Origin of the sequence: Pseudovibrio sp. Ad5 (assembly GCF_001623095.1) — a bacterium.
Lineage (GTDB): Bacteria > Pseudomonadota > Alphaproteobacteria > Rhizobiales > Stappiaceae > Pseudovibrio.
Window position 1 is genome coordinate 146,996 of the sequence record NZ_LMCH01000059.1, and the last position, 26,722, is coordinate 173,717.

The window sequence follows — 26,722 nt, forward strand, 5'->3', positions numbered from 1 at the left end:
AACTCAGAATTTCGAACCAGCAAGTAAAGAAACGCGCAGCACTCTAGCCGCTGCGCTCAATCTCTCCTCACACCGCCAATATCATCTTCGCGCGGAAGGCAAGGCCAGCTTCTGTGGTGTCCTGGTCGAGTTCGGCGCGGGCGCGGAGGACCTGGCCCTGGCGCAGGTCGAACATCAGGCGGGCACGTTCTAATGAGGGGAAGTCAGCGGGCAGGTTGCCCAGCTCTTTTTCCTTGTCAAAGCGGGAGGCGAGACGCTCATCAGCTCCGGTTATCGACCCTTGAAGTCGCTCGGTGGTGCCTTCCACCTGACCCACTGTTGTTGAAACGCAGTTACCCAGAAAACACCCCTTGCTGCCGCTTTCGTGGTTGCTGGCGTAATCAATGGTTGAGCGCATGAAGGCGATCACTGCCTTTTTAATATCCGGCTCTGTTTCAAACGCGACCAGCGGTGCGCATCCGTCATCGTTGGAATAGCGGTCGATCGCTTCCAGATAGAGCTGATGCTTGTCTCCAAACACCGAATACAGGCTTGGACTGTTGATGCCCATGGCTGTCGTCAGGTCCTTCATGGAGGCTCCGTCGTAGCCTTTTTTCCAGAACACATTGATGGCAGCTTGCAGGGCTTCGTCTCGGTTAAAGTTTCTTGGGCGTCCCATTTATTTTGTACCATTCATTACAAAACGATTGACTCTTGTTTGAGTTAGTGTTTAATAACGTTCATTACAAAACTCAAGGAGGCTTTTGTGAAACATACAGCATTAGCAGCGGGACAGCCGTTTCCGCAGCTTACAGTGAAGGCTGTTGGTGGCGGCGAACTCTCGCTCGGCATACCTGATGCTGGCTTCGACTGGCAGCTGATTGTGGTGTATCGCGGGGCTCATTGCCCACTTTGCACCCGTTACCTGAAGCAGCTCAACGAAAAGCTGAGTGACTTGCATCGCCTTGGCATTGAGGCGTTGGCGGTTTCGGCAGACAGCCTTGAAAGAGCACAGCGCCAACTGGCAGATGTGCAGCCGGAGTTTCCGGTCGGATACGGTCTGAGCCTTGAGCAGATGCAGGAACTGGGCGTTTACATCTCCAAGCCTCGCTCACCTTTGGAAGCTGAAGCCCCCTTTGCGGAGCCTGCCCTTTTTGTGGTGAACGACAAGCAGGAGGTGCAGCTGGTAGACATCTCCAACGCCCCGTTTACACGGCCAGATCTTGGATCGTTGCTAGGAGGGCTGGAGTTTATCCGCAGCCCCGCCAACGCGTATCCGGTGCGTGGCACGTTTAAGTAAATCCAAGGTTTTTTGAGCAGTTTTCTGTAACTGCCAACCTCGTAAAACTCAACTAACACACTGCCCTATATGCCGACTTAACTCAGCCGTAACAAGGTCTGGGAACACTCGATAACACTCTGGTGGTCGTGAAAAGACGAAGAAAGATAAGAAAATGACAAAGGCAACGCACACTGCAGAAGGCATCCGCGCAGCAATGGATCACCTGATCGACCGCGCCACCAACTATGACATTGACGCCTTGCAAACCATCTATCACGATGACTTCCACACCACGCTTGTTGCGCCAGACAGCAGCGTGACCACCTTCAACAAGCAAGAGTTTATCGAGCACTTCCGCAAACAGGCTGAAGCAGGCAAGCACCAGCTGAACACATGGGCAGAATGGCACGATTTCCATATTCTCGGTGACACCGGCGTTTCTGTGCTAACCCGCAAACACAGCGGCATGAACAACGAAGAAATGAAGCTGCTCTGCAACATTGAATGGCGCTTTGAAGATGGTCGCTGGCAAGTGCTGCGCGAAGCAATCTTTATGCAGCCGCTGGACAGCTGATAGCAAGACTTCCCTTCCAATGAGCGACTTAGGGGACGCCCCTAAGTCAACACCGTGGCGGAGCAGAGGTTCCTCCGCTCTCTGGTCGCGCCGGAGCCTGAAGGCATGCGCTCATGGCGGTTTCGCCTTCTTTTTGAACCTCACTGGAGAATTCTTATGAGCAATCGTCTGGCAAACAAAGTTGCCTTCATCACCGGAGGCAACAGCGGAATAGGGCTTGCCACCGCTAAGGCCTTTGTGGCTGAAGGTGCAAACGTCGTCATTTTGGCCCGCACACAGGCAAAAGTGGATCAGGCAGTCGCCAAAATTAGTAAAAACGCAATGGGTGTTGTTGGTGATGTAGCCGATTTGCCTTCTCTACGCAGAGCCTTTGAGCAAGTCAAAGAAGTCTATGGCCGAATTGATGTTGTCTTTGCCAATGCGGGTGTTGCACCCGCAACCCCGCTGATTGAAACCGGCGCGGAACAGCTGGACCGTGTGTTTGACGTCAACTTCAAAGGCGCTTTCTTCACCGTGCAATACGCACTGCCGCTTTTGGCACCTGAGGCCTCCGTGGTGCTCGTGGGCTCTTGCATCAGCGAAATGGGCACGGCGGGTTACTCAGCCTATGCCGCCTCCAAAGCTGCGGTGCGCTCCCTCGCCCGCACGTTGACGCCAGACCTTTATGAGATCGGCGCACGCATCAACGTTCTCAGCCCCGGCCCGATTGATACGCCTGCTCTTTCCAACGGCGGGCTTACTGACGAGCAGGTGAAGGCCACAAACGAAGCCTTTGGCAATCTTCTGGCCGCAGGCCGCGTTGGACAGCCAGAGGAGATGGCAGCCGTCGCCGTGTTCCTCGCCTCCTCAGAGTCTTCCTTCATGCGCGGCGCAGATGTGCAGGCGGATGGAGGCATGAACCAGATCAGGCTGCCTCGCGCGTCCTGATAGCGGCTTAGACATGCTCGCCCATCCCGCAAGCGGGGTGGGCTTCTCATTCAACATTCTCAAGGTTTTACATCATGCCATCAGTCAATCCCGGCACTGTCATACTCAACGGCGAAAATCCTTTCATCTGGCTGAGCGAAACCAAAGACGGCCCACGCACATCCGAGGCAAGTCTCTGGACCATCACATATTCCCCCAAAGGGGCAGGCCATGCTCTGTTCATCAAGAGTGAACTGACCAACGATGAATGGCGCATCTACACCGACAATGTGGAGATGACCCGCTGGCTGCAATCCACCGTGCAGGGCATGCTGGGGCCAGACACCAAAGACCAGAGCATCCCAACCATCAACGCCGAGTTTGACCGAAGCGGTGACACCCAAAAAGCATGGAGCCAGACCATCCGCAGCGCAGAGGACGAGATCGTGATGTCATGGTTCGATATGCACCAGCCTCTGCTCGTCAGCGACGAGACTCTCAGCGATCTGCCGCTCCGCCCTTATGGCGTGAGCGCGGTGATGATCCCGGCGGAAAAGGCAGTGCTCACCGTCAATGGACAACAAGCCCGCGGTCAAATCTGGCCTATGGATCTGGATGGTCACCCCTTCACCACCGGCGCTCTGGCCTTCTCAGAAAGCTGGCGTGCGTAACCCCCACTCATCTCATCCACAAGACAACAGGAGATCAAAATGACACCGTACACAATGACCCGCCGGCGCGTGATGCTGACCTTGGCTGCCACGGCTGCCAGCACCATGCTGCCACCCATCAGTTTTGCAGGTGAGCTGGCCACCATGAAGCTTGGCGGGCTGGAACTTTCCACCTTCTCAGATGGTTACTTCAACCTGCCCAACAACTGGTTTGGCAATGCGAATGCGGAAATCCTCGCAACAGCAGGCGATCCTGTTGTTGTTGGCGCTAATGTCTGGCTGATCCGTGCGGGAAAACGGCTGGTGCTGGTTGATACGGGGTCAGGTGTCGTTTTTGCGGAGACAGACCCAAATGTAGGCAAGTTGGATGCCTTGCTCGCCGCACAGGGCATCAAGCAGGATGAAATCACAGATATCGTCATCACCCACATGCACGCTGATCATATTGGTGGATTGCTGGGTCCAAATGCCGGTGGTTTCAGCAATGCAAAAATCCATATGGCAGAGGCTGAATGGACCTTCTGGACAGACCCGGCATTGGCAGAACGCGTTCCAGATGAAATGAAACCTCTCGTCGAAGTCGCCCAAGCGATCGCAGCGCCTATCAAAGATCGCGTTATGACCTATCAAAGATCGCGTTATGACCTATCAAGGTGAAACAGACTTGGGGGACGGACTGGTGCTTGTGCCACTTCCTGGCCACACACCAGGACACAGCGGTCTGCGCATTGCTGGTGGCGGCAAGGAACTCTGGATCATCGGCGACGCCATCATCTCGGAGGTTTTGCAGTTCAGGAACCCTGAAATCACATACGGTCTCGACATCGATCCGCAGCAAGCCATCAAAACACGCAGGGACCTGCTCACTCGCCTTGCAGAAAGCGGCACCCCACTGGCAGCCACACACCTGAGCTATCCCGGCATGGGCCATGTCACGCAGGACGGCGATGGCTTCATCTTCAAGCCCCTGAGCTAATCGCTTGGGTCGCGCCTCACTTTGGCAGCAGTTCAGCCGGTTGCACGCACCTCTTCAAGCGGTGTGCAATCGGTTTTCTTGCTCAGGATTATCAGCTGGCTTAGCATGACCGCCTGTATTTTCAGGCGCATCATGCGCTGACAAGTCATTTGAGCAAGGTGATTTTGAGATGAAACCCACCAGCATTTCTGAGCTGACAGCAGAGTTTGGCGTGATCCTGTTTACGGAGAACTTTGAGCTCTGCGTGCAGTTCTATGAGCACACTCTGGGCCTGCAAGCTATTGAACGCACGCCGGATCTGGTCAATCTTCGCTTTGGTGGCAGCTATCTTATGGTTGAGCGCGGCGGGCACGGCAGCCCCACGCAAAAACCGCGCAGACAGAACTCGAGTGTCCTGCGGTTCAACACAGACGACATGGACACAGCCATTGAGCTCCTGAACGCTAACGGACTGGATGTTCAGCCGCAGTCATTCGACTGGGGCACAATCGCAGCCTTTACCGATCCGGATGGAAACCTGTGTGAGCTGAAATCCCCGGCCCTCGTGGAAGCGTGACAGAGCATCTCCCCGAAAACCTTAGGGCCATCGGGGATGTGTTTCAGCGCAGAAAGCTGAGCTTATTTCCAGTAGTTGTTGGCCGCTGCAACAGTGCTGAAGTGCTCAGCAATGGTTTGTGAAGCTGCTATCAGAGACTCTGAATCATATTCATACATCAAGCGCATGGCAGAGCGGACTTCGGCATCCGGCTGCATAAATTTGATAGCCATACGGGACAGTTTGACTGCAAGCTCATAGCCCTCTTGCGGGTTGGCTGTTTGCAGCGTTGGGAGCCAATTCTCATCCATAATTCGCATCCTTTTGATTTGGCGATTTTGGAAGAGTCAAACAGGCGAGAGACAAGCGCAATCTCCCCAATTTCCATTGGGATTTGTAGGAGGGGTGCCGTCATAGAAACAGGCAGAAGCACGCCGCTCCTGCCTGTAGTCGCAAAAGATTAGTTGCCGACCTTCTGGTAAACGGCAGGCTTTCCGCCAGTCACCTTAGGTAGCGCAAAAACGGTGTACTGAGTGTCCTCATCCGGTTCACCCATGCCCAGAGAACCCATTGGCATGCCCGGAACTGAGAGGCCTTTGATGTCCGGACGCTCCGTCAACATGCGGTTTACAGCATCCAGCGGCACGTGCCCTTCAATCACATATCCATCCACGATAGCGGTATGGCACGCTTCCAGATTTTCAGGCACACCCACCTGTTGTTTGACGCGGTAAAGATCATCCGTCTTCTTCACAGTCACATTGAAGCCCGCATCTTCAAGCGCATCCCCCCAAGCTGTGCAACACCCGCAACTCGGAGATTTGTAAAGCGTTACGTCCTTTTCACCTTCAGCATGCGCAGGCAGCATTAAAGCGCTTGCACCAAGAACAGCAGAGAACACACCAGCAAACAGATTAGTTTTGGAGATCATGAGTCTATCCAATCCAGTTTATTATTTATTTCAGTCAGTTAGAGTCTTGAGGTCTAAACAGCTGAATGGATTGGAGGCCTGTCTATACCGCTGATTTGAGCAGAGTACACCGGTAGCAAAACCGGCACAGACATGCTGGAGCTGCGGTATAAAGGAGAGATTGCATTGGTCTGATCCAGCAGCCCAAGCGTCGCCATACAGGCAGTCATACCTGTTGCCATGGCTGTCTCTGTTTCACAGCAGCAACAAGATGATTTATCAGAGATCATATGCTCCATGGCAGCTGCATTCTGCTCAACCAGAGCGAGCTTTTGTGCTGCACTGTTAGACGCCATTTCGCCCTGCATGCTCATGGCATAGGGCGTGGTGACGAACAGCGTCAATAATATGATCAGCACACGAAACATGGCTGCAACCTAAGGGCACATTACGGCAGTTTCAAGTTAAACTGTTGTAATCTCCTGCGTAGGACAGCGTGACATTTATGCGCACCAGATTTTTCATTTCTCCCGAAAAAACGCTTGACCTCAACTTAACTTGAGGAAGTACTTGAGTGTCATCTCATCACAAGCGGGCTGAGGCTGTTCCCCCCAATTGGCGTAATTTTGCGCTTTTGCCTCACCTGACTAAACTGGAGTACTGACATGAGTGAACCAAAAGCCGCCTACCTTGTTGCCAGCAGCTTTATGCCAAAAGATCATGGCTCAATCGACGCATATGGCGAAAAAGCCGTTCCACTATTTGAAGCTGCAGGTGGGGAATGCATCATCTTTGGCGGACCCGATCAGCCTTTTAAACATCTGGAAGGCGTATGGAACACAAACGCGCAACTGACGCTTTTCCGGTTCCCAAGTATGGAAGCCCTCAAGACGCTCTGGAACTCCCCTGAATACCAGGCAATCAAACACCTTCGCACAGACGTAATCCCGCCAAACTTCACGATTGCTGTGGAATCCAGCATCTAAATCACATCCCCCCAAAGGCATTAGGGCGCTCTGTCTCCCCAGGATACGGCAGAGCGCCAGCCTTCACGCAAAGCGTGCTGTACGGGCAACAGACGTGCTTTATTTCGCAGAAACGCTGGGTTTAGCAGACAGGGCCATGATCTGCCGATAGGCTTCAAAGATTGTTTCTTAGAGATTTTATTGATGTCTGTTTCACGCCCCATCCTGTTTTATCAACTCAGCCTCACCAGCTTTCAGTTCCCCCGTGCCATGCTGGGCGTGCTGTTTCCCTACCTTGTAACTGTCTACCTTGCTGAGAGCCCGGAACGGGTGAGCTATGCAATGACGGCTTCTATGCTGCCCAACCTGTTTGTGCTGCTGTTTGCCGGGGCCGTCGCTGACCGTCTGAACAAGCGCAAGCTGCTTGTTTTGCTGCACATCGCCAATGCGGTCCCCGTAATAGCGTTGACTGTGCTGCTTCATTTCGGCTTTGTCGGGTTTGAAGGCCTGATCCTCTTTGCGCTGCTCTCTGGCACCACACTGGCATTCGTTCAGCCTACGCTGGATGGCATGCTCAACCACATATCATCCATGCTCATCGGGCGCAGCGTGACGCTTTCCGTAGGGATGCTCTACCTCGTCACGCTGGCAGGCTTTGCACTTGCCAGCAGTGTGGAGTGGGTTGGTGTTGCACCGCTGCTTGCCATCTCCAGCACGCTCTTTCTGGTTGGCATTATAACAAGCCTGCGTTTGCCAGACACGCCAGCACTTGCGGCAAAAGAAAGACCCAGCATCCTTAGCGAAATTCGTGAGGGACTGGCTTTGGTGTTGTTTTCCAAAACCCTAAGATTGCCGGTGTTTCTGATGAGTTCAGCCGGCCTCATACTGGGCGGTCCCTATGCCGTTCTGGTGCCGCTTATGTTACGGGATACCTATCACGCCACAGGCTTTGACTTTGCGTTTGCCTTCGCTGTTTTCATGGTTGGCGGCGCATGCTCCAGCGGCTTGCTCCTCAAACTGGGAGCAATCAGAAATCCAGTCCCACTGCTTGTTGTGGGTTACAGCATGGGCGGCTTTGCACTGCTGTTTTGGGCGATGTCTCCACCTTACTGGGCTTTTCTTGGCAGCATCTTCTTTTGGGGCGTTGGCGGCGGTATCTGCCTCAACATGAGCCGCATCATCTTGCAGGAGCAGGCGCCCTCAACCCACAAATCCCGCGTGCTCAGCGTCATGTATCTGGGTGATGAAGGCGGTGCTCCTGTTGGCAGCCTTATAACTGGCGTGTTGATCACCACCCTCAGCCTGTCCAGCGCCTCCATCATTCCCGGCGTTGTGGTGCTCTTCATCTCCCTCCTCCTGTTGCTTGCGCTAAGCGCACGGCGGAGTGAGGCAAAAGCAACACAGGATGCGGGGCAATGACGGGCAAGCTGTATGTGCCTTGACTTCCCGTGCAAACCGCATAATCTCTGGCCCGATCAAAACGCGAGGAGATAAAGCGATGAACAAGAACAGGACAACACATTCAACCTGCCCTGTTTCTGTAAGAGTTCATCACCATGCCTTTATCTATCTCACTCAATCATCTGTCTTGCGCACGTCCTGACGGTACTGCACTTTTTTCTGATCTCAACCTTCAGTTTGCTCAACACCGCACTGGCCTGATTGGCCGCAACGGCACTGGCAAAACAACACTGCTGAACCTCATCAGCGGTGCGCTGACACCTGCTTCCGGCTCAGTTTCCGTGCAAGGGTCCGTCGGCTTGCTAAAGCAGCAGCTGCAAAGCGGACCAGAAGAAACACTTGCAGACCTGTTTGGCATCACCGAAGCTCTGCGCGTCCTGCAAAAGGCTGAGGCAGGAACTGCCAGTATGGACGAGTTGGCTCACGCAGACTGGACGCTGGAAAGTCGCATGGAAGCGGCCCTCGCCCAGATGGGGCTAGAAATTTCCACTGATCACCCACTCTCCGCTCTCTCCGGTGGGCAGATCACCCGTTGCAGGTTGGCGGCACTTCAGTTTCATGATGCAGATTTTCTGCTGCTGGACGAGCCTACCAACAATTTGGATGCAGATGGGCGGCAGGCTCTAGGCACCTTCCTCGCCAAGTGGCGCAAGGGTGCGATCATCGTCAGCCATGACCGTGCCTTGCTGGAGCAGATGGACTGCATTGTAGAACTGACCACACTGGGTGCCTCCGTGTTTGGCGGCAACTACAGCTTCTACAAAGCGCAAAAAGCACAGGAACTGGCTGCCGCTGAGCAAGATCTGGCATCTGCTGAAAAGCGTATTGGCGACCTGAACCGCAAGATCCAGAGCGTTGCCGAGCGCAAAGCTCGCAAGGATGGAGCTGGCCAACGCGCCCGCGCCAAGCGCGACCAGCCCAAGATCCTTCTCAACGCCATGCGCAACAAGGCTGAAAACAGCCTTGGAGAGAACGCTAATCAAGCATCCCGACTGCGCGAGGAGGCGGAACAGCACTCCAAAGCCGCCCGCGAAAAGATCGAGGTTCTGGAACAGCTCAGCATCAGCATCGCCTCCTCTGGTATTGCCAGCGGCCAGCGGGTGCTAACAACTGAGGGCCTGAGCGTGGGCTATGAGAAAGATCAGCCTTTGCTTCACGATTTTTCACTCGTGATAACGGGGCCGGAACGCATTGCCATCAAAGGCGCAAATGGAACTGGCAAGACCACGCTGCTGAAGACATTGACAGGTAAGCTCCCGCCCCTGTCCGGCACTTGCCAGCTGCACCCCTCTGCCCGCGTGTTGGACCAAAGTGTTAGCCTGTTGAACCCAGAACTGTCGGTGCTGGAAAACTTCCGCGTGTTGAACCCGGAGCAGGATGAAAACACCTGCCGTGCTATCCTCGCCCGTTTTCTTTTCCGCGGAGATGCCTCCACACAGCAGGTCCAAACCCTCAGCGGTGGCATGATGCTGCGCGCCGGCCTCGCTTGCGTGCTCGGCGCAGCCCAGCCCCCCAAACTGCTCATCCTGGACGAACCCACCAACCACCTCGACCTCACCGCCATTGAGGCCATCGAATCCGCCCTCACCACCTACAACGGCGCCCTCCTTCTAGTAAGCCACGATGCCACGTTTCTGGAGAGTATTGGGGTGACAAGAGAGGTGGTGTTGGGGGAGACGGTGAGGGTGTGAAACAAAAAAGCGGAGGCTCATCACCTCCGCTCTCAAAACGCTTAGAACTTGTAGCTCACTGAACTCTTGAAGTTGACGCCCTTCTCAGGCGCTGCTCCATCAGCAAAATAAGGGCGGTAGTTTTTGTTGAACATGTTCTCAATGGAAGCACGGGCCTCCAATCCCTCAAAACGCCCCTCTTTTGGAGTCCATGTCAGAAACACATCATGGACTGCATAGCCTTTACTCGGACGATACAGGCTGGTGTAGTTATCTGGCACCCGGTCCTGAGCATCGACAAAACGGCCCTTCCAGCCAAATGTGATGTCCGCTTCTGGTACCTTGTAGCCCAGGCTGACGACCAACTTTGCTGGAGCAACTTCAGAAACGTACTGGTCCGTGGTTGCATTGACGTCTTTAAGTGTCCCATCATGCTTACCCTGCATTCTGGAATACGCAATGCTGCCGAAGAACCGCTCACTGTCGTAATACAACTCGGCTTCAAAGCCCTGCGTATAGTAGCCAGCAAGATTTCCATATGTTGGCGCAGGAGCGTCGTAGCTTCTCGAGTTCTCACTCAACAATCGATAAATGTTGTTGGAGACATCATTGCGATAGATCGCCATACGACCAGTAATCGTGTCGTTCTGTATCAGCACATTCTTGAAGGTTGAAGCTACACCGATACGTTTGGCAGAAACACGCTCATTTTGCAGTTGCGTTGCCGTCGCACGTGAGCTGCCAACATCATAGAACTCATCAACCAGTGGGGCACGAAGCTTATAAGCATAGTCACCAAAGAGTTTGATGTTAGGTGTCAGAGAGTAAACTGCACTGATGCTAGGAGAGAATCCAAAGCGCTCTACAGTACCGTAATCATGGTTCATCTCTGGATTGTTATATTTAGGTGCAAGGTTGGCTTCACCTTTGGAATGAATGTAGTCATAACGCAGCCCCGGCGTCAGTTCTAATCCAGCAAAGCCAATCGTGTATTCACCCCAGGCAGACCAAATTGTCTGCGTTCCACTCGGAATATTATAAGCCTGCAAGTGCCCATCATTGTACTCAGGCCGCCCGACATAACTCTTCTTAAAAGCCATACTGTCGCGAATTTCGTGGCGCATTTGCACGCCATATTTCAGCGTATTTTCAAAGTCACCCCAATTAAAGGCGGAGGTGTTTTGAAGGTCCAGTTTGTAGATGGAATAGTCCAGTGTGCTGTCATCACCCCCGACATAAAGGCCTGCGCTATAGTCCGGATCAGAGACGGGTACCCGACGTGTGTCATGCTGGGCTGTCTTGGAGTAAGAAGCCTTGAACGCCAAATCAATAAGATCGCTGTCTGGGTTATATTCATAAGTCCCGCTCAATGAAGTATCCTTCATCTCACGGTCAACAGCCTGAGTTTTCAGGTATTCTTCCAAAGAGCCATACTTATTCAAAGACCACTGCGAAGCCGTAATCAAACCACGTCTGGCAGCCCATGGTTTGTAGTCATCGCTGTAAGAATGTATGCCACTTAACTCAAAGAAGTGGTCCTCACGCTCCAGGCTTGCTTTGAAGTGCCCAGTCAACATGCTACCCGCAGAAAGCGTCAGATCTTCGTCATTACCTGCAACTGAGTAGTCGTCGTTGGTTCGGTGCGTTCCAGCAACCAACACTTCAAAGCCTTGCTCCTCCGAGCGGGCATAGGTGGCAGCTGATTTTACGAGTTCATTGCCGTTGGAAGCAAAGCCGACTTTCGCAAAAGCGCCATACGACTGGCCATCACGCAACATGTCCGAAGCGCTCTTAGTTGTCATCTCAACAGAGCCTCCGAATGCACCATACTTTTCAGCGGATAAAGTACCCTTGGTGAGATCTATGACCTTAAGCAGTTCAGGATCGATAAAGACCGATCCCTGCTGGTATTTCTCAAAGGACTTTTGAGCGCCATCAATGGTGATTTCAATATCTTCTGTGTCACCAAAACCCATAATGTTGATGGATTGCCCGAGAACACGGCTGTTGCCGATCAACTCAATACCAGGGAGGCTGGAGAGCAAGCCAGGAATCGTCGCGGACTGAGTGCGGTCAATCAGGTCACTTGTGATTTCGGACTGCGCAATAGTGTCCTTGTTGTCTGTAGACCCGGTCACAACAATCGGGTCCAGCGCGTCGGTATCTTCGCCTTCTTTCGATTTATTGGATTGAGCTTGAGCAGATTGCACAGATAGTGAAAAAGCGCAGGCGACAAGCACTAGGGTACTGCAAGCCTGCTCCGGTCTCGGAGAGAACTTCATTATATTACCGATGTTTATAGAAAGAGAGATTGGCTTGCGGCTGGCCTCTAACTATAAAACATGAGGTATATAATCAAGTTTTATTTTTGGAGTTTTGGATAAATATTTCTCAACACTTGCAAGTGGTAGAAATCGATTCCTACAGTTCTGCGATAATTGACGCACTCACGAAATCTGAAACCAATCAGCTTCCCCGAAGTCAAAGGTGCGTCACCTTCAGTGCTCCGCCCCAGCGGCTGTTGAGGTAGTTGGCGACGAGGGAGCGGTGGCATTGGTGGGGGAGGTGTTCGGAGCAGAGGAGGCAGGCGCCTTCGAACATATCTGCCTTGAACTTGCCCTCCACCTTGCGCTGGGAGAGCAGGCCCATGAAGCGGTCTTTGAAGATGGTCCAGTCGCCCTTCTCTTTCTTGAAGGCTTTGAACATATCCTGATCCGGTGCCAGCAATGGCTCGTGCTCATAGCCGATACCGCCAATGGCCTCCAGGAAGAAGGCCAGATCATTAGACTTGGCAAAACCAGCCAGCTGAGAAGTGTTATTGAGGCGCACATCAATCACCTTCTTGACGCCCGCACTTTGCAAGCGGCCAAAGAAGTTCTCTGCTGTTGTTTTGGTGAAACCGATTGTTGTCAGGGTCATATCAATCACTTTATCTCTCAGCCAAGCAAGTCTGTTTTAGTTCATCCGCAATGCAGGCGCCATGCTGGTGATCAAAAGCAGGGCCATGCTCACGTTGAACAGAGCAATGCGATTGCCTTTTGCCAGCAGAGTTCGCAGGGCTGAACCAGAAAGCGCCATATGCTGATGCTGGGAATGTTCACCACAGCAAAGACCGCAATCAGCAACATCAAGCTGGTCATGTAGTTCTCAGCACTGGTGTAGGAAACAGTTACAATCAGCGCCACAGCCCAGGCCTTTGGGTTGAGCAGTTGGAATAGGAGATTTGTTGGCTGGCAGGGCTCTGCAAGATGGCTGTCTCCAAGTAGGTGAAGGGCCTGCAACAACCTCTCTGCTCTGCGGATTTTGTCAGTTTGATGAGGAGCTTGACCATCCGATCCTCTCCAGCCTACCGTCTTCCCTACGGCTACGCTTGCAGGATCTGGGCTCGGAGCCTTGGTTAGCAGCAACGCTCAAACTCATAGCCCTGGAAGCAAACTTTAACGGGCAAGGCTCTAATGCCATTTTAAACCGATTGATTGAAACAATCGCCATTCAGAGTACGCGAACGCTCAACGCCCAACCCAGCGAAGATGCACAGACAGGCTTTATCGCGGCGCTTGCTGACAAGTCCCTCGCGCGCGCAATCACCCAGATCCACCGCGCACCCGAGCAGAACTGGCAAGTCACCAGCCTAGCCGAAGTTGCAGGCATGTCGCGCGCCAGTTTCGCCCGCCATTTCATTCGGCGCGTGGGCAAATCACCCATGGAGTATGTGCGAGACTGGCGCTTGATGCGCGCGCGCAGCCTACTGACTGACACCAACCTCAGCAGCGATGAAATCGCCACCCGCTGCGGCTACAACTCCCTCCCCTCCTTCTCCAAACTCTTCAAAAAACGCTTTGGCATGGGGCCGGGAACATTTCGGAAGAATGGCGAGAGAGAGTAAGAACCCTGTAATTTATGAAGCAAAAGCCTCGGTATTTACCGAGGCTTTTGTCGATCATATTTATAATTTACTGATTATAAGTCATATTTGCTACAAGAGACGGAAGCTTCGTTTTCATCTGTTTAATCGCATATTTTTTTGTAGGCACCAGTTCCACCGTTACTTTTTCGTCGGAGAAATATCCGCCCTTTTCGCGAGTTACGAGCTGTATAGTTCCGATATGACTGATCTCATTTGCGCTAACTGTAAAGCTTGGCGCACGTTGAGAAAGCTGCTTAGATGATGCTGGTATGTATCCACCAGAGAGAAGCCCACCAAAATTTATTGAGTATTGTTCTTCACAAATTATCCTACTAATCCAATAATCTCCAGCTGGAAGCGCTTTATAGCCTGGTCTGGATAGTAAACTCTTAAATAAAACCGCCTCACCATCGCTAAACTTATAAACTGTGTTTGTCCTTTTACTCTGGAAAAACAAGATAGGCAGCCTGCACCGACGCGAGCCGTAATGCAAATCTGTAAACACTATGCCTTTGCCAGCTTTCAATTCTTTGTTTATTTCTGCAATGGCTTTTATGTTTTCCGTTACTTCGTTAGGGCCACCGCTAGTCGTAGTACAAGCGCCCAATAATAATAATCCAAGAATAGATTGCTTTTTTAACATTCCAACCAACATCAGAGTACTTTCAATTTAACTCAAAATCATCATGGCTGAAGAAAGCACCCAGAGCATACCCCAAGCTGAACTCGTAAATTTACTCAATTAATAGGTGTAGATTAATGCCAACCCCCAAACCGTGCTTGTGCTTCCGATACCACGAGATCGCGGAACCATTTGTGGGCGGGAGAGGTTCGGTTGCGGATGTGCCAGATGGCGCTGATGCCAACGTCGACGACAGGGGCTGGGCACTTGCAGGAGGCGAGGCCGGATTTTATGCCACCGCAGATCAGTTTGCGGGGCATGGTTGCAATCAGGTCTGTACCTGGCAGTGTCGCAGCAAGGGCGTTGAAGCTGGGGGCAGAATAGACCGTCTGCCGCTTGAGGCCCAACTCAGCCAATGCACGGTCAATGAATGTCACTTCGTCAGCGGTTACCAGCATGTTGGCATGCGGTGCCGCGACATATTTTTCCAGCGTGTCCGGAGCATCTCGCGTTTTAGGATCGTAGAACACCACAAACTCATCATCAAACAGCGTTTGCGCAACAAACTCATGGGAGTCTGGTGGTGGCAGCGGGGTGAACAGCAAATCGGCATCGCCATCCACCAGAGAGGCGACCTCGTGACGATGAGACAGGCGACAACGGAGAGTTACACCAGGAGCCTCCTGCCGTAAGCGCTTGATTACTGAGGGGATCAGCAGGTTATGGTCTTCATCACGGCAGTCGATCACAAAGCGGTTGGTTGCGGTGGACGGATCAAACTTTGACGGTTCACCGATCAACGCCAGCGTTTGCAGCAGCTCTTCCACCATGGGCATCAGAGCATCCATACGCTTTGTCGGCACCACGTTGCGGCCTGCTTTGACGAACAGCGGGTCTCCCAAAAGCCCCCGCACCCGTTCTAATCCATGGCTGACGGTGGACTGGTTCACGCCCATCATCTGCGCAGCCTGCGTCACTGATCCGCTTTCATGGATCAGCTTCAACATCATCAGGGCGCGGCCATCAAGACCTAAATAATTCATTTTCTGCATAGTTCTTATTGAATTAATGCATTTGTATTCATTAAGCCAGCCCCTCATGTATCGGCAGAACGCACACTCTCAATTTCAAAGGAACAAAATATGCAGGATAAGAGAGTTTCTGTCGCTGTTGCCTACCACTCTGGTTTTGGTCACACCGAAACGCTGGCGAAGTCTGTCGTCAATGGCATCAATTCAATTGAAAACGCAGATGGTGTGCTGGTCGATGTCACTGGTTTAAAAGGCGACTTTGCCATTTTGAACAACGCTGATGCCATCATTTTCGGTTCACCAACCTATCTGGGCTCTGTCAGCGGTCCCTTTAAGATGTTCATGGATGAAACCTCCAAGGTCTGGTTTGACCGTGGTTGGCAAAATAAGCTGGCGGCTGGCTTCACGGTATCGGCTTCACAGTCTGGCGATAAGATGACTACTCTCGTGCAGATGTCTGTCTTTGCAGCTCAGCAGGGTATGATTTGGGTTGGCGCCAACGATATGGCAGGTAATAACTCCAGTGCTGGCTCCGTTGAAGACATCAACCGCCTCGGTTCTTATCTGGGCATGATGGCACAAGCTAACGTGGATGAAGGGCCAGATGTAGCGCCACCAAATGCAGACCATCGCACGGCAGAATCCTTTGGCAAGCGCATTGCGGAAGCATCCCTGCGCTGGGGCAAGGCTCCGGCCACTCAACCACAAGAGCTGGAAGCAACGGCTTAAGGCTTTACTGACAACGTAAAAGTCGACCCTACAAAAACGCCAAGCAGCATAAACTGTTGTCTCAACGACTTTTGCAAAACTGGCCCCTCTTTGCCGAGGGGCCTTTTTCGTCAGGCGGCCTGAAAGTCGTGCAGGATGACATTGAAACCTTCATCAACGGTTGGCGCCTGAAAGTATTTGGTGAACTGCTCAAACTGAGCTTCACTGACCGTAAACTGATGCTCGCCTGCCTCATTACGGACCCAAAGGCGTTCCTTACATACCTCATCAGGCACGGAGAGATAATGCAGCTCGTGGGCGACATTAGCAGCCTCAAACAAGCTCTTCATCCACTTGCGATCCCGCATCGTGTTGGCCTGAAAGTCCAACGCAACAGAAACACCGTGCTGCAGCAGACCCACAATGTGCGGGCCAAGCGCTTTTTTCACGCGGGCAGAATACTTCACGTAGTCCTCCAGCGTATTCAACTCATCGGGAAAGAGCGTCGCGTTCCAATGATCTTCGCTGATCAGCACAGCATGATGATCATTCACCAAATGTGTGAGAAGAGTGGATTTACCAGAGGCAATCTTTCCGCATACCAGAAGCAGCTTTGTTTCCTGAGCAGTCATAATTACCTCCGTAAAAATCTATTCCAAAATTATAGATCTATCATACTCATATTCACCTCAGGTTGCACAATGTGACATAGCACCCCGAATCCATAAAAATCTTAGGCATTTCTGCCATTTATGCGAAGCCTTTACATGCATCACATCTCATAAAATAAGTATTTACACCTATTTATGAGTGAATAGATTTCCGTCAAAATGCCTGCCGCTGGCAAGTGAAGCATAAGGTGATAGCCCCCAATGCCAGCGGATACGGCTATCTTCCTTTGTCGAGGTACAAAAAACAATGGACGACGCTTCTGGTTGTCGACCGATCACCGGTGAGGTTCTGATCAGGGAGCCTTACCAATGATAGAGCTTCTCCTTGAGCCTCAGGTTTGGCTAATCTTTCTTACCCTGTTTGGACTAGAGCTGATTTTGGGCGTTGATAACGTCGTGTTCATTTCGGTTCTGTGTGAGCGCCTTCCCGCACACCAACGCACGATTGCCCGAAACCTTGGTATCGGACTGGCCGTGCTTGCTCGTGTGGGTCTTGTGTTCTCCATCAGTTGGGTGATGTCCCTCACCTACTCGCTGTTTCAGGTCAGCACCGTTGATATCAGCGGTCGTGACCTGATCCTAATTGGCGGCGGCGCATTCCTGCTGGCCAAGAGCGTGGCAGAGTTGAAACACCTGTTGGTGGCGAGTGATACCGAGCACGCGCCTCACCTGGCAAACGGCATGACGGTCGTGCTGCTGCAAATCGTGGCGATGGACGCCGTGTTCTCCATGGACTCGGTGATCACCGCTGTTGGTTTGACGGATGATTTGCCAATCATGGTCGCGGCAATTCTGGCATCTGCTGTTGTCATGGTGCTGACAGCTGGCGCAATCAACCAGCTCGTCACAAAGCACCCGGGCCTGAAAGCGCTGGCCCTGCTGTTCCTTATTTTGCTCGGTGGTCTTCTCATGACTGAGGGCTTCGAGATCCACATCAACAAGGGCTATGTCTACTTTGCGATGGCCTTTGGTTTGCTGTTGGAGATCGTCCACATTCAGCTGAGCAAGAAGATAAAGGCTGTTCAGGCACGCCGGAAGTCCAACATCCGGTACCTGACCAAGCCTTCAAGGCCGGGCCGGGTGGAAAACAGGCAAGCAACCCGCTTCGGCAGTTTAGCGAACCTATAGGGTTTGATCAGCATTTCTGCATAGGCAGAGCAGGTGGAGACCGATACAGAGGGGATTAGCTGCTCTAATCTCTACAAGAATCGGATCTCTGTCTGTGCTGGAATTACTCGCAATTTGCTTTATCGGTCTGCTCGGCGGTGTCGCCGTTGGCCTGCAAGCGCCTATGGGCGGTATTATGGGCCAACGCGTTGGCGGAGCTGCCGCCAGTGTCATCATTCATGCAGGCGGATTAATCGCTTCGCTTGCCCTGCTGTTTGCGCGCAAGGGTGAGCAGATCAGCGAGTGGCGCACCATTCCGTGGTACATGCTGGCTAGCGGTGTCTTTGGCCTCATTCTCTATCTCACCATCACGCAGACCCTGCCAAAGTTGGGCGCAACATCAGCTGTGCTGCTCATCATCGTCGGGCAATTAATGGCTGGCATGGTCATCGACCACTTCGGCCTCTTCAACCTGCCCATCCGCTCCATAGACCTCAGCCGCGCCCTCGCCGCCATGCTGCTGATCTCCGGCGCTTATTTGATGGTGCGGTAAGTCTCAGGAGCCTCAGAAATGCAGAAGGTCATTGTCACAGGAAGTTCTGGTCGCATTGGCAGCGAGATCGTCTTAGCTCTCAAGCCATCTTATGAAGTTATCGGCATAGATCGCGTCGCGGCACCAACAACAGCACACATTGCTGACATCTCAGATGCAAAGACGATGCAGCACCTCTGTCAGGGCGCGTTCGCGGTGATCCACTCAGCCGCTCTCCATGCACCGCATGTAGGCGTGTTCTCGGAGGATGAATTTCGCCGGATCAATGTAAAGGGTACAGTTGCGCTGGCTCACATGGCGCGTGCGGAAGGTGTTCAGCGTTTCATTTTCACCAGCACCACAGCTCTTTACGGTCAGGCCAACACGCTTGCAGACAAAGCAGCCTGGATCACAGAGCAGATAGAACCACAGCCACGCACGATCTATCACCGCACCAAATTAGAAGCCGAAAACCATTTGGCACCACTGGCAAGCGATACGTTCAAGGTGAGAGCCCTGCGCATGTCACGATGCTTTCCGGAAGATTCCGCCCTGATGGTCGCCTATCGGCTCCACAGAGGTATCGACAAACACGACGTTGTCGCAGCGCACGTGGCTACACTCACTGATGACGGAAAAGATTTTGATCGCTTCATCATCTCCGGACAAACGCCCTTCCTGCTTGAAGATGCGGAGGAGTTGAAGATAGACGCGCCTGCCGTTATCGCCCGGCGATCCCCCGCGATTGTAAAACTATTTCAATCACAAGGCTGGACATTGCCCAAGTCGATCGACCGTGTTTACGACGCCAGTTATGCGAAGCAAGAGCTGAACTGGGAGAGCAAGCACGACAGCTTTAATTTCGCTGCCACGCTTAACGCTGTCTGATAGATACGCCCTTACACCAGCACCTGCTCAGCCCCCTCGGAAAGGTGATAGATACAGCCCTGTTTACAGGAGAGCTGCAGGAGTTCCAGTATGTTGAGGCCCATATAGAGCCCGCGTAAAATGATGGAAGTCATGCCGTGTGTAACTACAATGGCAGGCTCAGTCAGCTCCTCCAGAAAGTTCTGGACGCGTCCTGAAATCGCTTCGAAGTCTTCGCCTTGCGGACTCGCGAAGTACCAGAGACCACTCTCGTAGCCATCTCCGACTAGGTTCTTCACTTCCTGCCTCTTCAGACCTTCCCAGGCGCCCAAGTGGATCTCCTTCAGCCGGTCATCCAGCTTCTGCTCAATCTCTGGCCCCAGTGCCAACTGCGCCGTGTGCACTGCGCGGGGCTGAGGGCTAACGAACGCAGTAGACGGCAGGGCGTCAACACGTGAGAGAAGCTTGCTTTGCAGCAGAGCTTGCTCCTTGCCCTTCTCTGTGAGTGGAGAATTCTGGTGCCCCTGAAATCTGCCCGCTACGTTCCATTCTGTTTGACCATGCCGAAGCACGAAAATTTCCGGGTATCTCGCCAAAAGACCATCCAACTCAAATCATATAAATCGAAGCTACAGATATTGGCGGGAACCTGAAGGCGTGTCCAGAGCGTTTTGAGAGGGCTCAAGCCTTACGCAAGGCTAACTGTTAGGCTGAGCTTATTCAGCTCTAGCTCACTGAAACTTCGTTTGATTTTGATTAAAAGCTGATATAGCACCTGTAAGTGTGCGTCCTACCCGCATCACGAGTGATACGAACAAGCGTGTAAGCAAAAATGACAAGTGACAGTGCAGCTCATATCGGCTCAATAGAAGCAGTCGCCACCACCGTAGCAATCATCGGCGGCAAGTGGAAACCGATCCTGCTCTACCATCTCGTAACCGGTTCCAAGCGTTTTTCCGAGTTGAAAAAACTGATGCCCGGCGCCTCCGACAGGATGCTCACCCGTTCTCTTCGAGAACTGGAAGAACACTTCATCGTTCGCCGTGAGGTGTTTGCTGAAGTGCCCGTGCGCGTGGAATATTCGCTGACCAAAGACGGTTTATCGCTTATTCCGGTTCTCAACGCCCTGAGCGATTGGGGGCAGGCCCGCAATGGCGTGGATGATGAGAGTGCCGAACCATCCTCCATCTTTGACGCATTGCTTCCAACATTTTCAGGGTAACCATATGAAGATTGCTTTTCTGGACCGCAGCACTATTGGACCGAGCGTCCACATCTCCAAACCAACCTTTCCGCATGACTGGGTGGAACATGACAACACCTCTCCTGAGGAAGTGCTGGAGAAGCTGCACGGGGTTCAGATCTGCATCACCAACAAGGTGCCTCTTTCCGCCGATGTGCTGAAGCAGCTGCCAGACCTGAAGCTGATCTGCATTGCAGCAACAGGCTACGACAAGGTGGACATCGCGACCTGTGACGAGCTGGGCATCGTGGTGTCCAATGTGCGCGGTTACGCGGTCAATACCGTTCCGGAACATGCCTTCGCTCTCATCTTCGCTCTGCGTCGTTCGCTGGTGGGATACCGCGAGGACGTGGTCAATGGCGAATGGCAGAAGTCAGGCAAATTCTGCTTCTTCAACCACCCGATCAAAGATCTGTCCGGCTCGCGCCTGGGCATCATTGGCTCAGGTACATTGGGCAAGGGCACCGCGCGGATCGGCGAAGCTCTGGGTATGGACGTTGTATTTGCCGGGCGCAAGGGAGCAACAGATGTCCGCTCTGGCTACACCGCCTGGCAAGAGGTGATCACCAGCAGTGATGTCATCTCCCTGCACACGCCGCTAACTCCAGAAACACGCGGTATCATCTCCACGCCTGAGTTTGAGGCGATGCATCAAAAGCCGATCCTCATCAACACGTCTCGTGGTGGACTGGTGGATGAAGCTGCTCTCGTGAAGGCGCTCAACAACGGCCAGATCGCGGCAGCGGGATTTGACGTGCTGACCACAGAACCACCGCAGGAGGATAATCCCCTTCTCAGCATTCTGGAGCGCCCGAACGTGATTGTAACCCCGCATGTGGCCTGGGCATCAGAGGAAGCCATGCAAACCCTATGGGACCAGCTGATCTCTCACATGGAAAGCTTCCAAAAGGGCACGCCAACCAACGCTGTTGGCCGAACAGGCAGTTAAAGCCTCTTAGCTGGCAGCCATGACGATGCCTACCCCACCAAGGGTAACAAGCACGCACCCTGCCAGCTCAATCGGCGTAATCTTCTCGCGAAAGAACATCCATGATGCAGCCAGCGTAAACACCAGCTCAATCTGAGCCAGTGCACGCACATACGCCACTTGCTGCAATGTCATTGCCGTAAACCAGCCGATGGACCCGGCAATACCTGCAAGCCCAACTAGGCCGGACAAGCGCCAGTTCCGGATTGCTGCGCGTAACTCTGCAGGACAGGTCACGGTCATCCAGCTGCCCATAACAACGGTCTGAAACGCTGTCACACACACCAGCGTAAACGCCGCCTGCAGCAAGAAAGAGTCAGCCTCAACGGAAAGCGAAGCTGTGCGGTAGAACGCGGCGGATGCCCCAAAGAACGCTGCCGATGCCAGACCAATCAATGCTGGTTTCCCAACCAGAGTGGACAGCACCATAGCCCCTGTTGGACGTTGCTTCCCAAAGCTGATGAACAACACCCCGATGATCCCTAGCGCAATCGCGCCCATGCCTAGCGGTGTCAGTTGCTCTCCCAGCAAGATAAAGCCAAAGAGTGCCGCCTGAACCGGCTCAGTTTTGGAATAGGCCGTACCGACAGCAAAATTGCGGTAAGAGAACAGGTGTACGAGCAGGAAGGTGGCAATTATCTGCGCCAAACCGCCAAACGCAGCAGCCCAGTAGAATGTTGTCCCCACATCGGGAACGGATTCTCCTGTTAGCTTGAGGATCACAGCAAGGTAAAACACCGCAATAGGGAAGCCAAAGCCGAAACGAATAAACGTGGCTCCTGTGGTTCCAATTTTGCCTTTTAGGTGCTTTTGCAGTGCCGACCGCAGGTTCTGGCTAAACGCCGCTGCAATGGTGATTGGAATCCAGAGTTCCATTTTGATTTATCCTCAATCCAACACATCCAGCATACGGACAAAGCCCTATATGCTCCATAGGTTTCTTGAGGCTGAACAGTCTGCGAACTCACCAACTCTTGAGAAATATAGAACAGTTATTCGAGTGATAATAGCGGCGTGATACCTGCCCAATTAAATAAAGATAGTTTTTTCTTTCTAAATATGCTCCATTGAACTGCAAGGGGGAAACGGGATGAAACTGTCTGTTTTGGTGTTCGCAAATTTTATTGCATCCATTGCCATGGGGATCGCGCTGACCATCGTCCCCTGGGAACTGTCAAGGTCTCTTGGCGGTGAGAAAGTCCTTGCCTTTACAGCAACCTATGCCACTGCTTTGCTGATCTTTCTCGCACCAGTCTCCGGCAGAGTGGTGGACAGGTTCTCACGTCGCTCAACCCTGATGATTTGCATCGCGATAATGGCAGGTGTCTTACAGATTGCATCCGTCGCCTATGGCAACTCATTTCTTAAAATCGCCAGTTTAAGCACGTTCTACTTCGCCTCACAGGTCTTCTTTCTGTTCTTCTACAACGCCCTGACAGCGTTCATTCAGGAAGTGTTTGCGGAAGGTGAGCGCGGAAAAGTCAATGGCTGGATGCAGGTGGAAATGCAGGCCTCCACCTTTGTGGTGGGTCTGTTGATGATCTACGCTGTGAACAGCAACGACTTCCAGTTCCTGTTGCAGTTGAACAGCGGCCTGATGCTGCTTTCCGCCCTACTGTTTTGCTTCATTCCTTACACACAGCAAGCAAGACCGGCCCGTGCACGCGTTTCCCGCACCGTCTTCCGCAGTATCTTCAAACGGAAGGATTTGGTACTGCTGGGAGTTTGCGCCAACATTACATTCGTGGCTGTTATGATGCTCAACCTAGTGCATCCCATCTATTTGAGCGGTGTACTCAAACTGGATGTATCCGCCCTTGCAAAACTCTCTATTTCCTATGGCTTAGGAGCAGCCCTCTCCGGCTTTCTCATCAGCCGGTTCGTTTCAACAGGGTCCGCCATAAGGATAATGCGCATTTGCCTAACGGTCTTCAGTCTTGCGCTGCTCACAATCAGCCTGTTCCCAACTCTTCCAACCATTGTAATTGGCATGGGAATACTTGGTGCTATGGGGTCAGCCAATCGCGTCGCTTTCAACACATATGTTATGAGCAAGGTTGAAAAGGATATTTTTGGCAGCTACCTCTCTGTCATCAGCTCCCTGACCTACGTCCAGCGAACCCTCTTCGGTTTCCTGCTCTCCATGCTCATCGTGGGGTTTCCTGCCTCAAACTACTATTGGTTCGTCTTCGCCATCAGTTGCTTCGGGCTTCTCTTGCTGCAAATACATGCTGTACTTGCTTCTACGCAAAAGCTGGAGCTCAGCGAACCTATTGAAGTCAATTGAGGTCGTTTCTGTGGGACCTCAATCAACCCCTCCAACTAAAACTAATCGCCTCTAGGGAAGCGCTGGCTTTCTTCTAAAATATTCAGATCCATGTGGTTGCGCATGTAGCGTTCGGAGGCTTTTTGCAGGGGCTGGTAATCCCAAGGGTAATGTCCGCCCTGACGAAGCGCTTCATAAACGACCCATCGACGCGCCTGACTGGCACGAACATCTGCATCAAAACGGTCCAGATCCCAACGCGCAGCAGCTTTTGTGCGAAACTCGTCTGCGACACTTTGATGTTCAGGGTCTTGAGCCAGATTATGAAGCTCATGTGGGTCTGCTTCCAGATCAAACAACTGATCTTCATCCAACAGGCATTTGTTGAACTTCCAACGGCCCTCGCGCAGTGACACCATAGGTGCATAAGAAGCTTCCGCCGCATATTCCATCGCAACAGGTGAGGTGCGCGTCTCACCCTGCCCCAGTCCAACCAGCGTTTCTCCGGTGGTCCACGGCATCACCTCTGCCATGCTGATGCCCGCCAAGTCACATAGCGTCGGGCACACATCAATGTTGCTTACGGGTGTCGTCACCAAACCGGGCTCCATCTGTGGAGCAGAAACCATCAAGGGCACGCGTGCGGAGCCTTCAAAGAACGACATTTTGAACCACAAACCGCGCTCACCGAGCATATCGCCATGGTCTGAGACAAACAGGATGATCGCTTCTTGCCTCGTGCTCTCCAACGCAGTCATCACCTCACCGATTTTATCGTCGATATATGAGATATTCGCAAAATAAGCGCGGCGGGACCGGCGGATGTCTTCCTCTTTGATATCAAAGGAACGCCAGTCATTGGCATCAAAAATGCGTTTTGAATGCGCATCGTGCTCCTCGTAAGGCATTGCGGGAACCTCTGGCAGAAGATGCTCACAATCCTCATAGAGATCCCAATATTTCTTCCGTGCCACATAAGGGTCATGCGGATGAGTGAATGATACCGTCAGGCACCATGGCCGCTCATCATTGCCCCGCGCCAGATCATAAACCTTACGCGTGGCGTGGTACGCGACCTCATCATCATATTCCAGCTGATTGGTGATCTCGGCGGTGCCAGATCCGGTTACAGACCCCATGTTGTGATACCACCAGTCAATCCGCTCACCTGGCTTGCGGTAGTCAGGCGTCCAACCAAAGTCAGGCGGATAAACATCTGTGGTCAACCGCTCTTCAAATCCATGAAGCTGATCGGGGCCAACAAAATGCATCTTACCCGATAAACAGGTCTGATACCCTGCCCGGCGCAGGTGATGCGCATACGTCGGCAAGGAGGATGCAAACTCTGCCGCATTATCATAAACACCAGTCGCACTTGGCAACTGACCTGACATAAATGAGGCCCGTCCCGGCGCACACAGCGGAGACGCCGTATAGGCATTCTTAAAACGGGTCGAACGCTCCGCCAGCTTCTTAAGGTTCGGCGCATGCAGCCAATCAGCCGGACCATCAGGAAACAGAGTTCCGTTCAACTGATCGACCATAAATATCAGAATGTTTGGTTTGCTCATTGGGTACCGGCTGAAATCTGGTGAGAAGGAGTGACCTCCACGCTCAATCACCTACGCTCTGGCATCATCGCCAAGCGCAAGAACTGAAACGCGAGTCAGTAATACCCCCTATGCATACAACGTCAGTCAGGCGATGAATAGAGACCCTAAGCGAAGGTTATCTCGAGATAAACTCGGGTATGACAACATCTGTCAGCCATACCCCGTTGTCGGATTGATAGAACTGCACACCGCTATGATGCATTCGTTCTGAATCGACCAGAAGCACAATGGGCTTGCCATGGCGTTGACCAACTTTGATCGCTGTCGCTCTGTCTTGGGAAAGGTGAACGTGATGACGCGATTGGGCCTTCAGGCCTTGCTTCATAATTGAGTCCCAGTTTTGCTCAGCTGTACCATGATAAAGGACGCCTGGCGGCGTCACGGGGATAAGTTTCAGATCCACTTTGACGGAATGTCCCTGATTTGCGCGGATGTGAATTTTATCATCTGACAGCTTAAAACGTTGCTTGTCGCTTTCAATCACCACTTGCTCAATCATTTCAAATGTCAGCTCGACCTGAGGTTTTGCACGTTCGATCAACTCGTTGATGTTTGCCCAACCTTCCGGGTCAAGCTGCAAACCGATTTCCTCTGGCTTATGTCGAAGGATGAAACTTAGGTACTTGCTGGCCGCAACGGCATCGGTATTGTTTATTTTGGGCATGAAGCTTCTAACTTTTTCTTGGCAATAAATACGAGAATCATTGATAAGCTATCGTGGTAGCATGGGTTTTCCAAGGCACTCAACTTTCCTGTCTTTTTCTCTGCCAAGGTCCATGGTATTGCCATAGTCCTCTGACTATTCAGCGCATTCCATGTTTGAGAGTTGACCGACAACTGCATGCCGTTTCGTGTTGTGACATTGCTGAGATCTGCCCTGCTCACGTGCATCACTTTGATGCTCGTGTTTTCTGTCATGGGCCGGCCAACGCCTTCGCATGATCTGGGTGCTCTGGCGCAAACCACCTATCAGCAGCATGTGGTTGCGGACACGCATGATCAGGAAGCAGGCCACAGCCACGACGTGTTTGAAGATGACCTGCAAATCTCCGGACATCTGCACGGACATAATTCTGCTGATCATTCTCATGAAGCACCGGCTGAAGCACATTTCACGCGTCCTGTGATTTCTGCTGAGGTTGGCAAGCATGTAGCGCAGCCCGTCAAAAGCTTGCGATATGACCTCGCTTCAAGGCTGGAGCGCCCTCCCCGACCATTCCTTCTGTAGCACCAATCCT

General features: G+C 52.5%; 33 protein-coding genes. 19 read left to right on the forward strand and 14 right to left on the reverse strand.

The window, feature by feature from the left end:
- Positions 1 to 67: 67 nt before the first annotated feature.
- On the reverse strand, positions 68 to 658 hold the full coding sequence (locus tag PsAD5_RS16975) for a TetR/AcrR family transcriptional regulator (RefSeq protein ID WP_063292937.1): 591 nt from the start codon (positions 656 to 658) through the stop codon (positions 68 to 70).
- 87 nt (positions 659 to 745) lie between these two features.
- Here PsAD5_RS16975 and PsAD5_RS16980 point away from each other — a divergent pair, with 87 nt between their 5' ends.
- From PsAD5_RS16980 to PsAD5_RS17005, 7 genes are all read left to right on the forward strand, one after another.
- Positions 746 to 1,279 (forward strand): redoxin domain-containing protein, encoded by a 534-nt coding sequence (locus tag PsAD5_RS16980; protein ID WP_063292938.1) that lies wholly within the window; start codon positions 746 to 748, stop codon positions 1,277 to 1,279.
- Positions 1,280 to 1,433: 154 nt separating this feature from the next.
- On the forward strand, positions 1,434 to 1,835 hold the full coding sequence (locus tag PsAD5_RS16985; protein ID WP_063292939.1) for a nuclear transport factor 2 family protein: 402 nt from the start codon (positions 1,434 to 1,436) through the stop codon (positions 1,833 to 1,835).
- Between the two features lie 156 nt (positions 1,836 to 1,991).
- Positions 1,992 to 2,762, forward strand: a complete 771-nt coding sequence (locus tag PsAD5_RS16990; protein WP_063292940.1) for an SDR family oxidoreductase — start codon at positions 1,992 to 1,994, stop codon at positions 2,760 to 2,762.
- 74 nt (positions 2,763 to 2,836) lie between these two features.
- Positions 2,837 to 3,412 (forward strand): hypothetical protein, encoded by a 576-nt coding sequence (locus tag PsAD5_RS16995; RefSeq protein WP_063292941.1) that lies wholly within the window; start codon positions 2,837 to 2,839, stop codon positions 3,410 to 3,412.
- Positions 3,413 to 3,451: 39 nt separating this feature from the next.
- Positions 3,452 to 4,069, forward strand: coding sequence for an MBL fold metallo-hydrolase (locus PsAD5_RS28335; protein WP_208988662.1), 618 nt, complete (start codon positions 3,452 to 3,454; stop codon positions 4,067 to 4,069).
- On the forward strand, positions 4,053 to 4,388 hold the full coding sequence (locus PsAD5_RS28340; RefSeq protein WP_208988664.1) for an MBL fold metallo-hydrolase: 336 nt from the start codon (positions 4,053 to 4,055) through the stop codon (positions 4,386 to 4,388). The genes PsAD5_RS28335 and PsAD5_RS28340 overlap by 17 nt, the downstream gene beginning before the upstream one ends.
- Positions 4,389 to 4,557: 169 nt before the next feature.
- Entirely contained in the window at positions 4,558 to 4,944 is a 387-nt protein-coding gene (locus PsAD5_RS17005) for a VOC family protein (RefSeq protein ID WP_063292942.1), read from the forward strand.
- A 62-nt stretch (positions 4,945 to 5,006) separates the two neighbouring features.
- Here PsAD5_RS17005 and PsAD5_RS17010 read toward each other — a convergent pair whose 3' ends face one another.
- From PsAD5_RS17010 to PsAD5_RS17020, 3 genes are all read right to left on the reverse strand, one after another.
- Positions 5,007 to 5,234, reverse strand: coding sequence for a hexameric tyrosine-coordinated heme protein (locus PsAD5_RS17010; protein WP_057462294.1), 228 nt, complete (start codon positions 5,232 to 5,234; stop codon positions 5,007 to 5,009).
- Between the two features lie 149 nt (positions 5,235 to 5,383).
- Entirely contained in the window at positions 5,384 to 5,854 is a 471-nt protein-coding gene (locus PsAD5_RS17015; protein ID WP_057462293.1) for a DUF411 domain-containing protein, read from the reverse strand.
- 53 nt (positions 5,855 to 5,907) lie between these two features.
- On the reverse strand, positions 5,908 to 6,261 hold the full coding sequence (locus PsAD5_RS17020; RefSeq protein WP_063292943.1) for a hypothetical protein: 354 nt from the start codon (positions 6,259 to 6,261) through the stop codon (positions 5,908 to 5,910).
- A gap of 237 nt (positions 6,262 to 6,498) precedes the next feature.
- On the opposite strand from PsAD5_RS17020, the gene PsAD5_RS17025 reads away from it, so the two are divergent.
- The 3 genes from PsAD5_RS17025 to PsAD5_RS17035 all read left to right on the forward strand — a co-directional run bounded on the left by PsAD5_RS17025 (position 6,499) and on the right by PsAD5_RS17035 (position 9,950).
- Positions 6,499 to 6,819 (forward strand): DUF1330 domain-containing protein, encoded by a 321-nt coding sequence (locus PsAD5_RS17025; protein WP_063292944.1) that lies wholly within the window; start codon positions 6,499 to 6,501, stop codon positions 6,817 to 6,819.
- A gap of 183 nt (positions 6,820 to 7,002) precedes the next feature.
- A complete protein-coding gene (locus tag PsAD5_RS17030; RefSeq protein WP_057462290.1) occupies positions 7,003 to 8,217 on the forward strand; it encodes an MFS transporter in 1,215 nt (404 codons plus the stop codon).
- 137 nt (positions 8,218 to 8,354) lie between these two features.
- Positions 8,355 to 9,950: an ABC-F family ATP-binding cassette domain-containing protein gene (locus PsAD5_RS17035; protein ID WP_063292945.1), complete on the forward strand. Its 1,596-nt coding sequence runs from the start codon at positions 8,355 to 8,357 to the stop codon at positions 9,948 to 9,950.
- Positions 9,951 to 9,991: 41 nt separating this feature from the next.
- Here PsAD5_RS17035 and PsAD5_RS17040 read toward each other — a convergent pair whose 3' ends face one another.
- From PsAD5_RS17040 to PsAD5_RS28675, 3 genes are all read right to left on the reverse strand, one after another.
- On the reverse strand, positions 9,992 to 12,211 hold the full coding sequence (locus PsAD5_RS17040) for a TonB-dependent receptor domain-containing protein (RefSeq protein ID WP_084405991.1): 2,220 nt from the start codon (positions 12,209 to 12,211) through the stop codon (positions 9,992 to 9,994).
- Positions 12,212 to 12,410: 199 nt separating this feature from the next.
- Positions 12,411 to 12,848 carry a DUF488 domain-containing protein gene (locus tag PsAD5_RS17045; protein WP_063293087.1) on the reverse strand — a complete coding sequence of 146 codons (438 nt, stop codon included), beginning with the start codon at positions 12,846 to 12,848 and terminating at the stop codon, positions 12,411 to 12,413.
- A gap of 36 nt (positions 12,849 to 12,884) precedes the next feature.
- Positions 12,885 to 13,007, reverse strand: a complete 123-nt coding sequence (locus PsAD5_RS28675) for a hypothetical protein (RefSeq protein WP_275078132.1) — start codon at positions 13,005 to 13,007, stop codon at positions 12,885 to 12,887.
- A 148-nt stretch (positions 13,008 to 13,155) separates the two neighbouring features.
- On the opposite strand from PsAD5_RS28675, the gene PsAD5_RS17055 reads away from it, so the two are divergent.
- A complete protein-coding gene (locus PsAD5_RS17055) occupies positions 13,156 to 13,815 on the forward strand; it encodes a helix-turn-helix domain-containing protein (RefSeq protein ID WP_208988666.1) in 660 nt (219 codons plus the stop codon).
- A gap of 67 nt (positions 13,816 to 13,882) precedes the next feature.
- Here the strand turns inward: PsAD5_RS17055 and PsAD5_RS17060 are convergent, their stop codons facing one another.
- Both PsAD5_RS17060 and PsAD5_RS17065 read right to left on the reverse strand, forming a co-directional pair.
- Positions 13,883 to 14,491 (reverse strand): hypothetical protein, encoded by a 609-nt coding sequence (locus PsAD5_RS17060; protein WP_063292948.1) that lies wholly within the window; start codon positions 14,489 to 14,491, stop codon positions 13,883 to 13,885.
- Positions 14,492 to 14,592: 101 nt separating this feature from the next.
- On the reverse strand, positions 14,593 to 15,501 hold the full coding sequence (locus tag PsAD5_RS17065) for a LysR family transcriptional regulator (RefSeq protein WP_208988668.1): 909 nt from the start codon (positions 15,499 to 15,501) through the stop codon (positions 14,593 to 14,595).
- 99 nt (positions 15,502 to 15,600) lie between these two features.
- Between PsAD5_RS17065 and PsAD5_RS17070 the strand changes: the two genes are divergently transcribed.
- Positions 15,601 to 16,218, forward strand: coding sequence for a flavodoxin family protein (locus PsAD5_RS17070; protein ID WP_063292950.1), 618 nt, complete (start codon positions 15,601 to 15,603; stop codon positions 16,216 to 16,218).
- A gap of 110 nt (positions 16,219 to 16,328) precedes the next feature.
- Here PsAD5_RS17070 and PsAD5_RS17075 read toward each other — a convergent pair whose 3' ends face one another.
- The gene (locus PsAD5_RS17075; RefSeq protein ID WP_063292951.1) at positions 16,329 to 16,829 is read right to left on the reverse strand and encodes an AAA family ATPase; all 501 of its coding nucleotides are present in this window, start codon (positions 16,827 to 16,829) and stop codon (positions 16,329 to 16,331) included.
- 348 nt (positions 16,830 to 17,177) lie between these two features.
- On the opposite strand from PsAD5_RS17075, the gene PsAD5_RS17080 reads away from it, so the two are divergent.
- The 3 genes from PsAD5_RS17080 (at position 17,178) to PsAD5_RS17090 (ending at position 19,395) form a co-directional block, all read left to right on the forward strand.
- On the forward strand, positions 17,178 to 17,996 hold the full coding sequence (locus tag PsAD5_RS17080; RefSeq protein WP_063292952.1) for a TerC family protein: 819 nt from the start codon (positions 17,178 to 17,180) through the stop codon (positions 17,994 to 17,996).
- Between the two features lie 94 nt (positions 17,997 to 18,090).
- The gene (locus PsAD5_RS17085; protein WP_082596634.1) at positions 18,091 to 18,528 is read left to right on the forward strand and encodes a DMT family transporter; all 438 of its coding nucleotides are present in this window, start codon (positions 18,091 to 18,093) and stop codon (positions 18,526 to 18,528) included.
- An 18-nt stretch (positions 18,529 to 18,546) separates the two neighbouring features.
- Positions 18,547 to 19,395 (forward strand): NAD-dependent epimerase/dehydratase family protein, encoded by an 849-nt coding sequence (locus tag PsAD5_RS17090; protein WP_063292953.1) that lies wholly within the window; start codon positions 18,547 to 18,549, stop codon positions 19,393 to 19,395.
- An 11-nt stretch (positions 19,396 to 19,406) separates the two neighbouring features.
- Here PsAD5_RS17090 and PsAD5_RS17095 read toward each other — a convergent pair whose 3' ends face one another.
- Positions 19,407 to 19,946, reverse strand: coding sequence for a histidine phosphatase family protein (locus PsAD5_RS17095; RefSeq protein ID WP_208981767.1), 540 nt, complete (start codon positions 19,944 to 19,946; stop codon positions 19,407 to 19,409).
- Positions 19,947 to 20,206: 260 nt separating this feature from the next.
- Between PsAD5_RS17095 and PsAD5_RS17100 the strand changes: the two genes are divergently transcribed.
- Both PsAD5_RS17100 and PsAD5_RS17105 read left to right on the forward strand, forming a co-directional pair.
- Positions 20,207 to 20,596, forward strand: coding sequence for a winged helix-turn-helix transcriptional regulator (locus PsAD5_RS17100; RefSeq protein WP_057462073.1), 390 nt, complete (start codon positions 20,207 to 20,209; stop codon positions 20,594 to 20,596).
- A gap of 4 nt (positions 20,597 to 20,600) precedes the next feature.
- Positions 20,601 to 21,566 (forward strand): D-2-hydroxyacid dehydrogenase, encoded by a 966-nt coding sequence (locus PsAD5_RS17105; protein ID WP_063292955.1) that lies wholly within the window; start codon positions 20,601 to 20,603, stop codon positions 21,564 to 21,566.
- A gap of 6 nt (positions 21,567 to 21,572) precedes the next feature.
- On the opposite strand, the gene PsAD5_RS17110 is transcribed toward PsAD5_RS17105, so the two are convergent.
- Entirely contained in the window at positions 21,573 to 22,481 is a 909-nt protein-coding gene (locus PsAD5_RS17110) for a DMT family transporter (protein WP_063292956.1), read from the reverse strand.
- A gap of 214 nt (positions 22,482 to 22,695) precedes the next feature.
- Here PsAD5_RS17110 and PsAD5_RS17115 point away from each other — a divergent pair, with 214 nt between their 5' ends.
- Positions 22,696 to 23,892, forward strand: coding sequence for an MFS transporter (locus PsAD5_RS17115; protein WP_063292957.1), 1,197 nt, complete (start codon positions 22,696 to 22,698; stop codon positions 23,890 to 23,892).
- A gap of 41 nt (positions 23,893 to 23,933) precedes the next feature.
- Here PsAD5_RS17115 and betC read toward each other — a convergent pair whose 3' ends face one another.
- Positions 23,934 to 25,442 (reverse strand): choline-sulfatase, encoded by a 1,509-nt coding sequence (gene betC, locus PsAD5_RS17120; protein WP_063292958.1) that lies wholly within the window; start codon positions 25,440 to 25,442, stop codon positions 23,934 to 23,936.
- A gap of 157 nt (positions 25,443 to 25,599) precedes the next feature.
- Positions 25,600 to 26,148, reverse strand: coding sequence for an RNA 2'-phosphotransferase (locus PsAD5_RS17125; protein WP_063292959.1), 549 nt, complete (start codon positions 26,146 to 26,148; stop codon positions 25,600 to 25,602).
- Positions 26,149 to 26,325: 177 nt separating this feature from the next.
- Here PsAD5_RS17125 and PsAD5_RS17135 point away from each other — a divergent pair, with 177 nt between their 5' ends.
- Positions 26,326 to 26,712 carry a hypothetical protein gene (locus tag PsAD5_RS17135; RefSeq protein ID WP_208986530.1) on the forward strand — a complete coding sequence of 129 codons (387 nt, stop codon included), beginning with the start codon at positions 26,326 to 26,328 and terminating at the stop codon, positions 26,710 to 26,712.
- Positions 26,713 to 26,722: the final 10 nt, after the last annotated feature.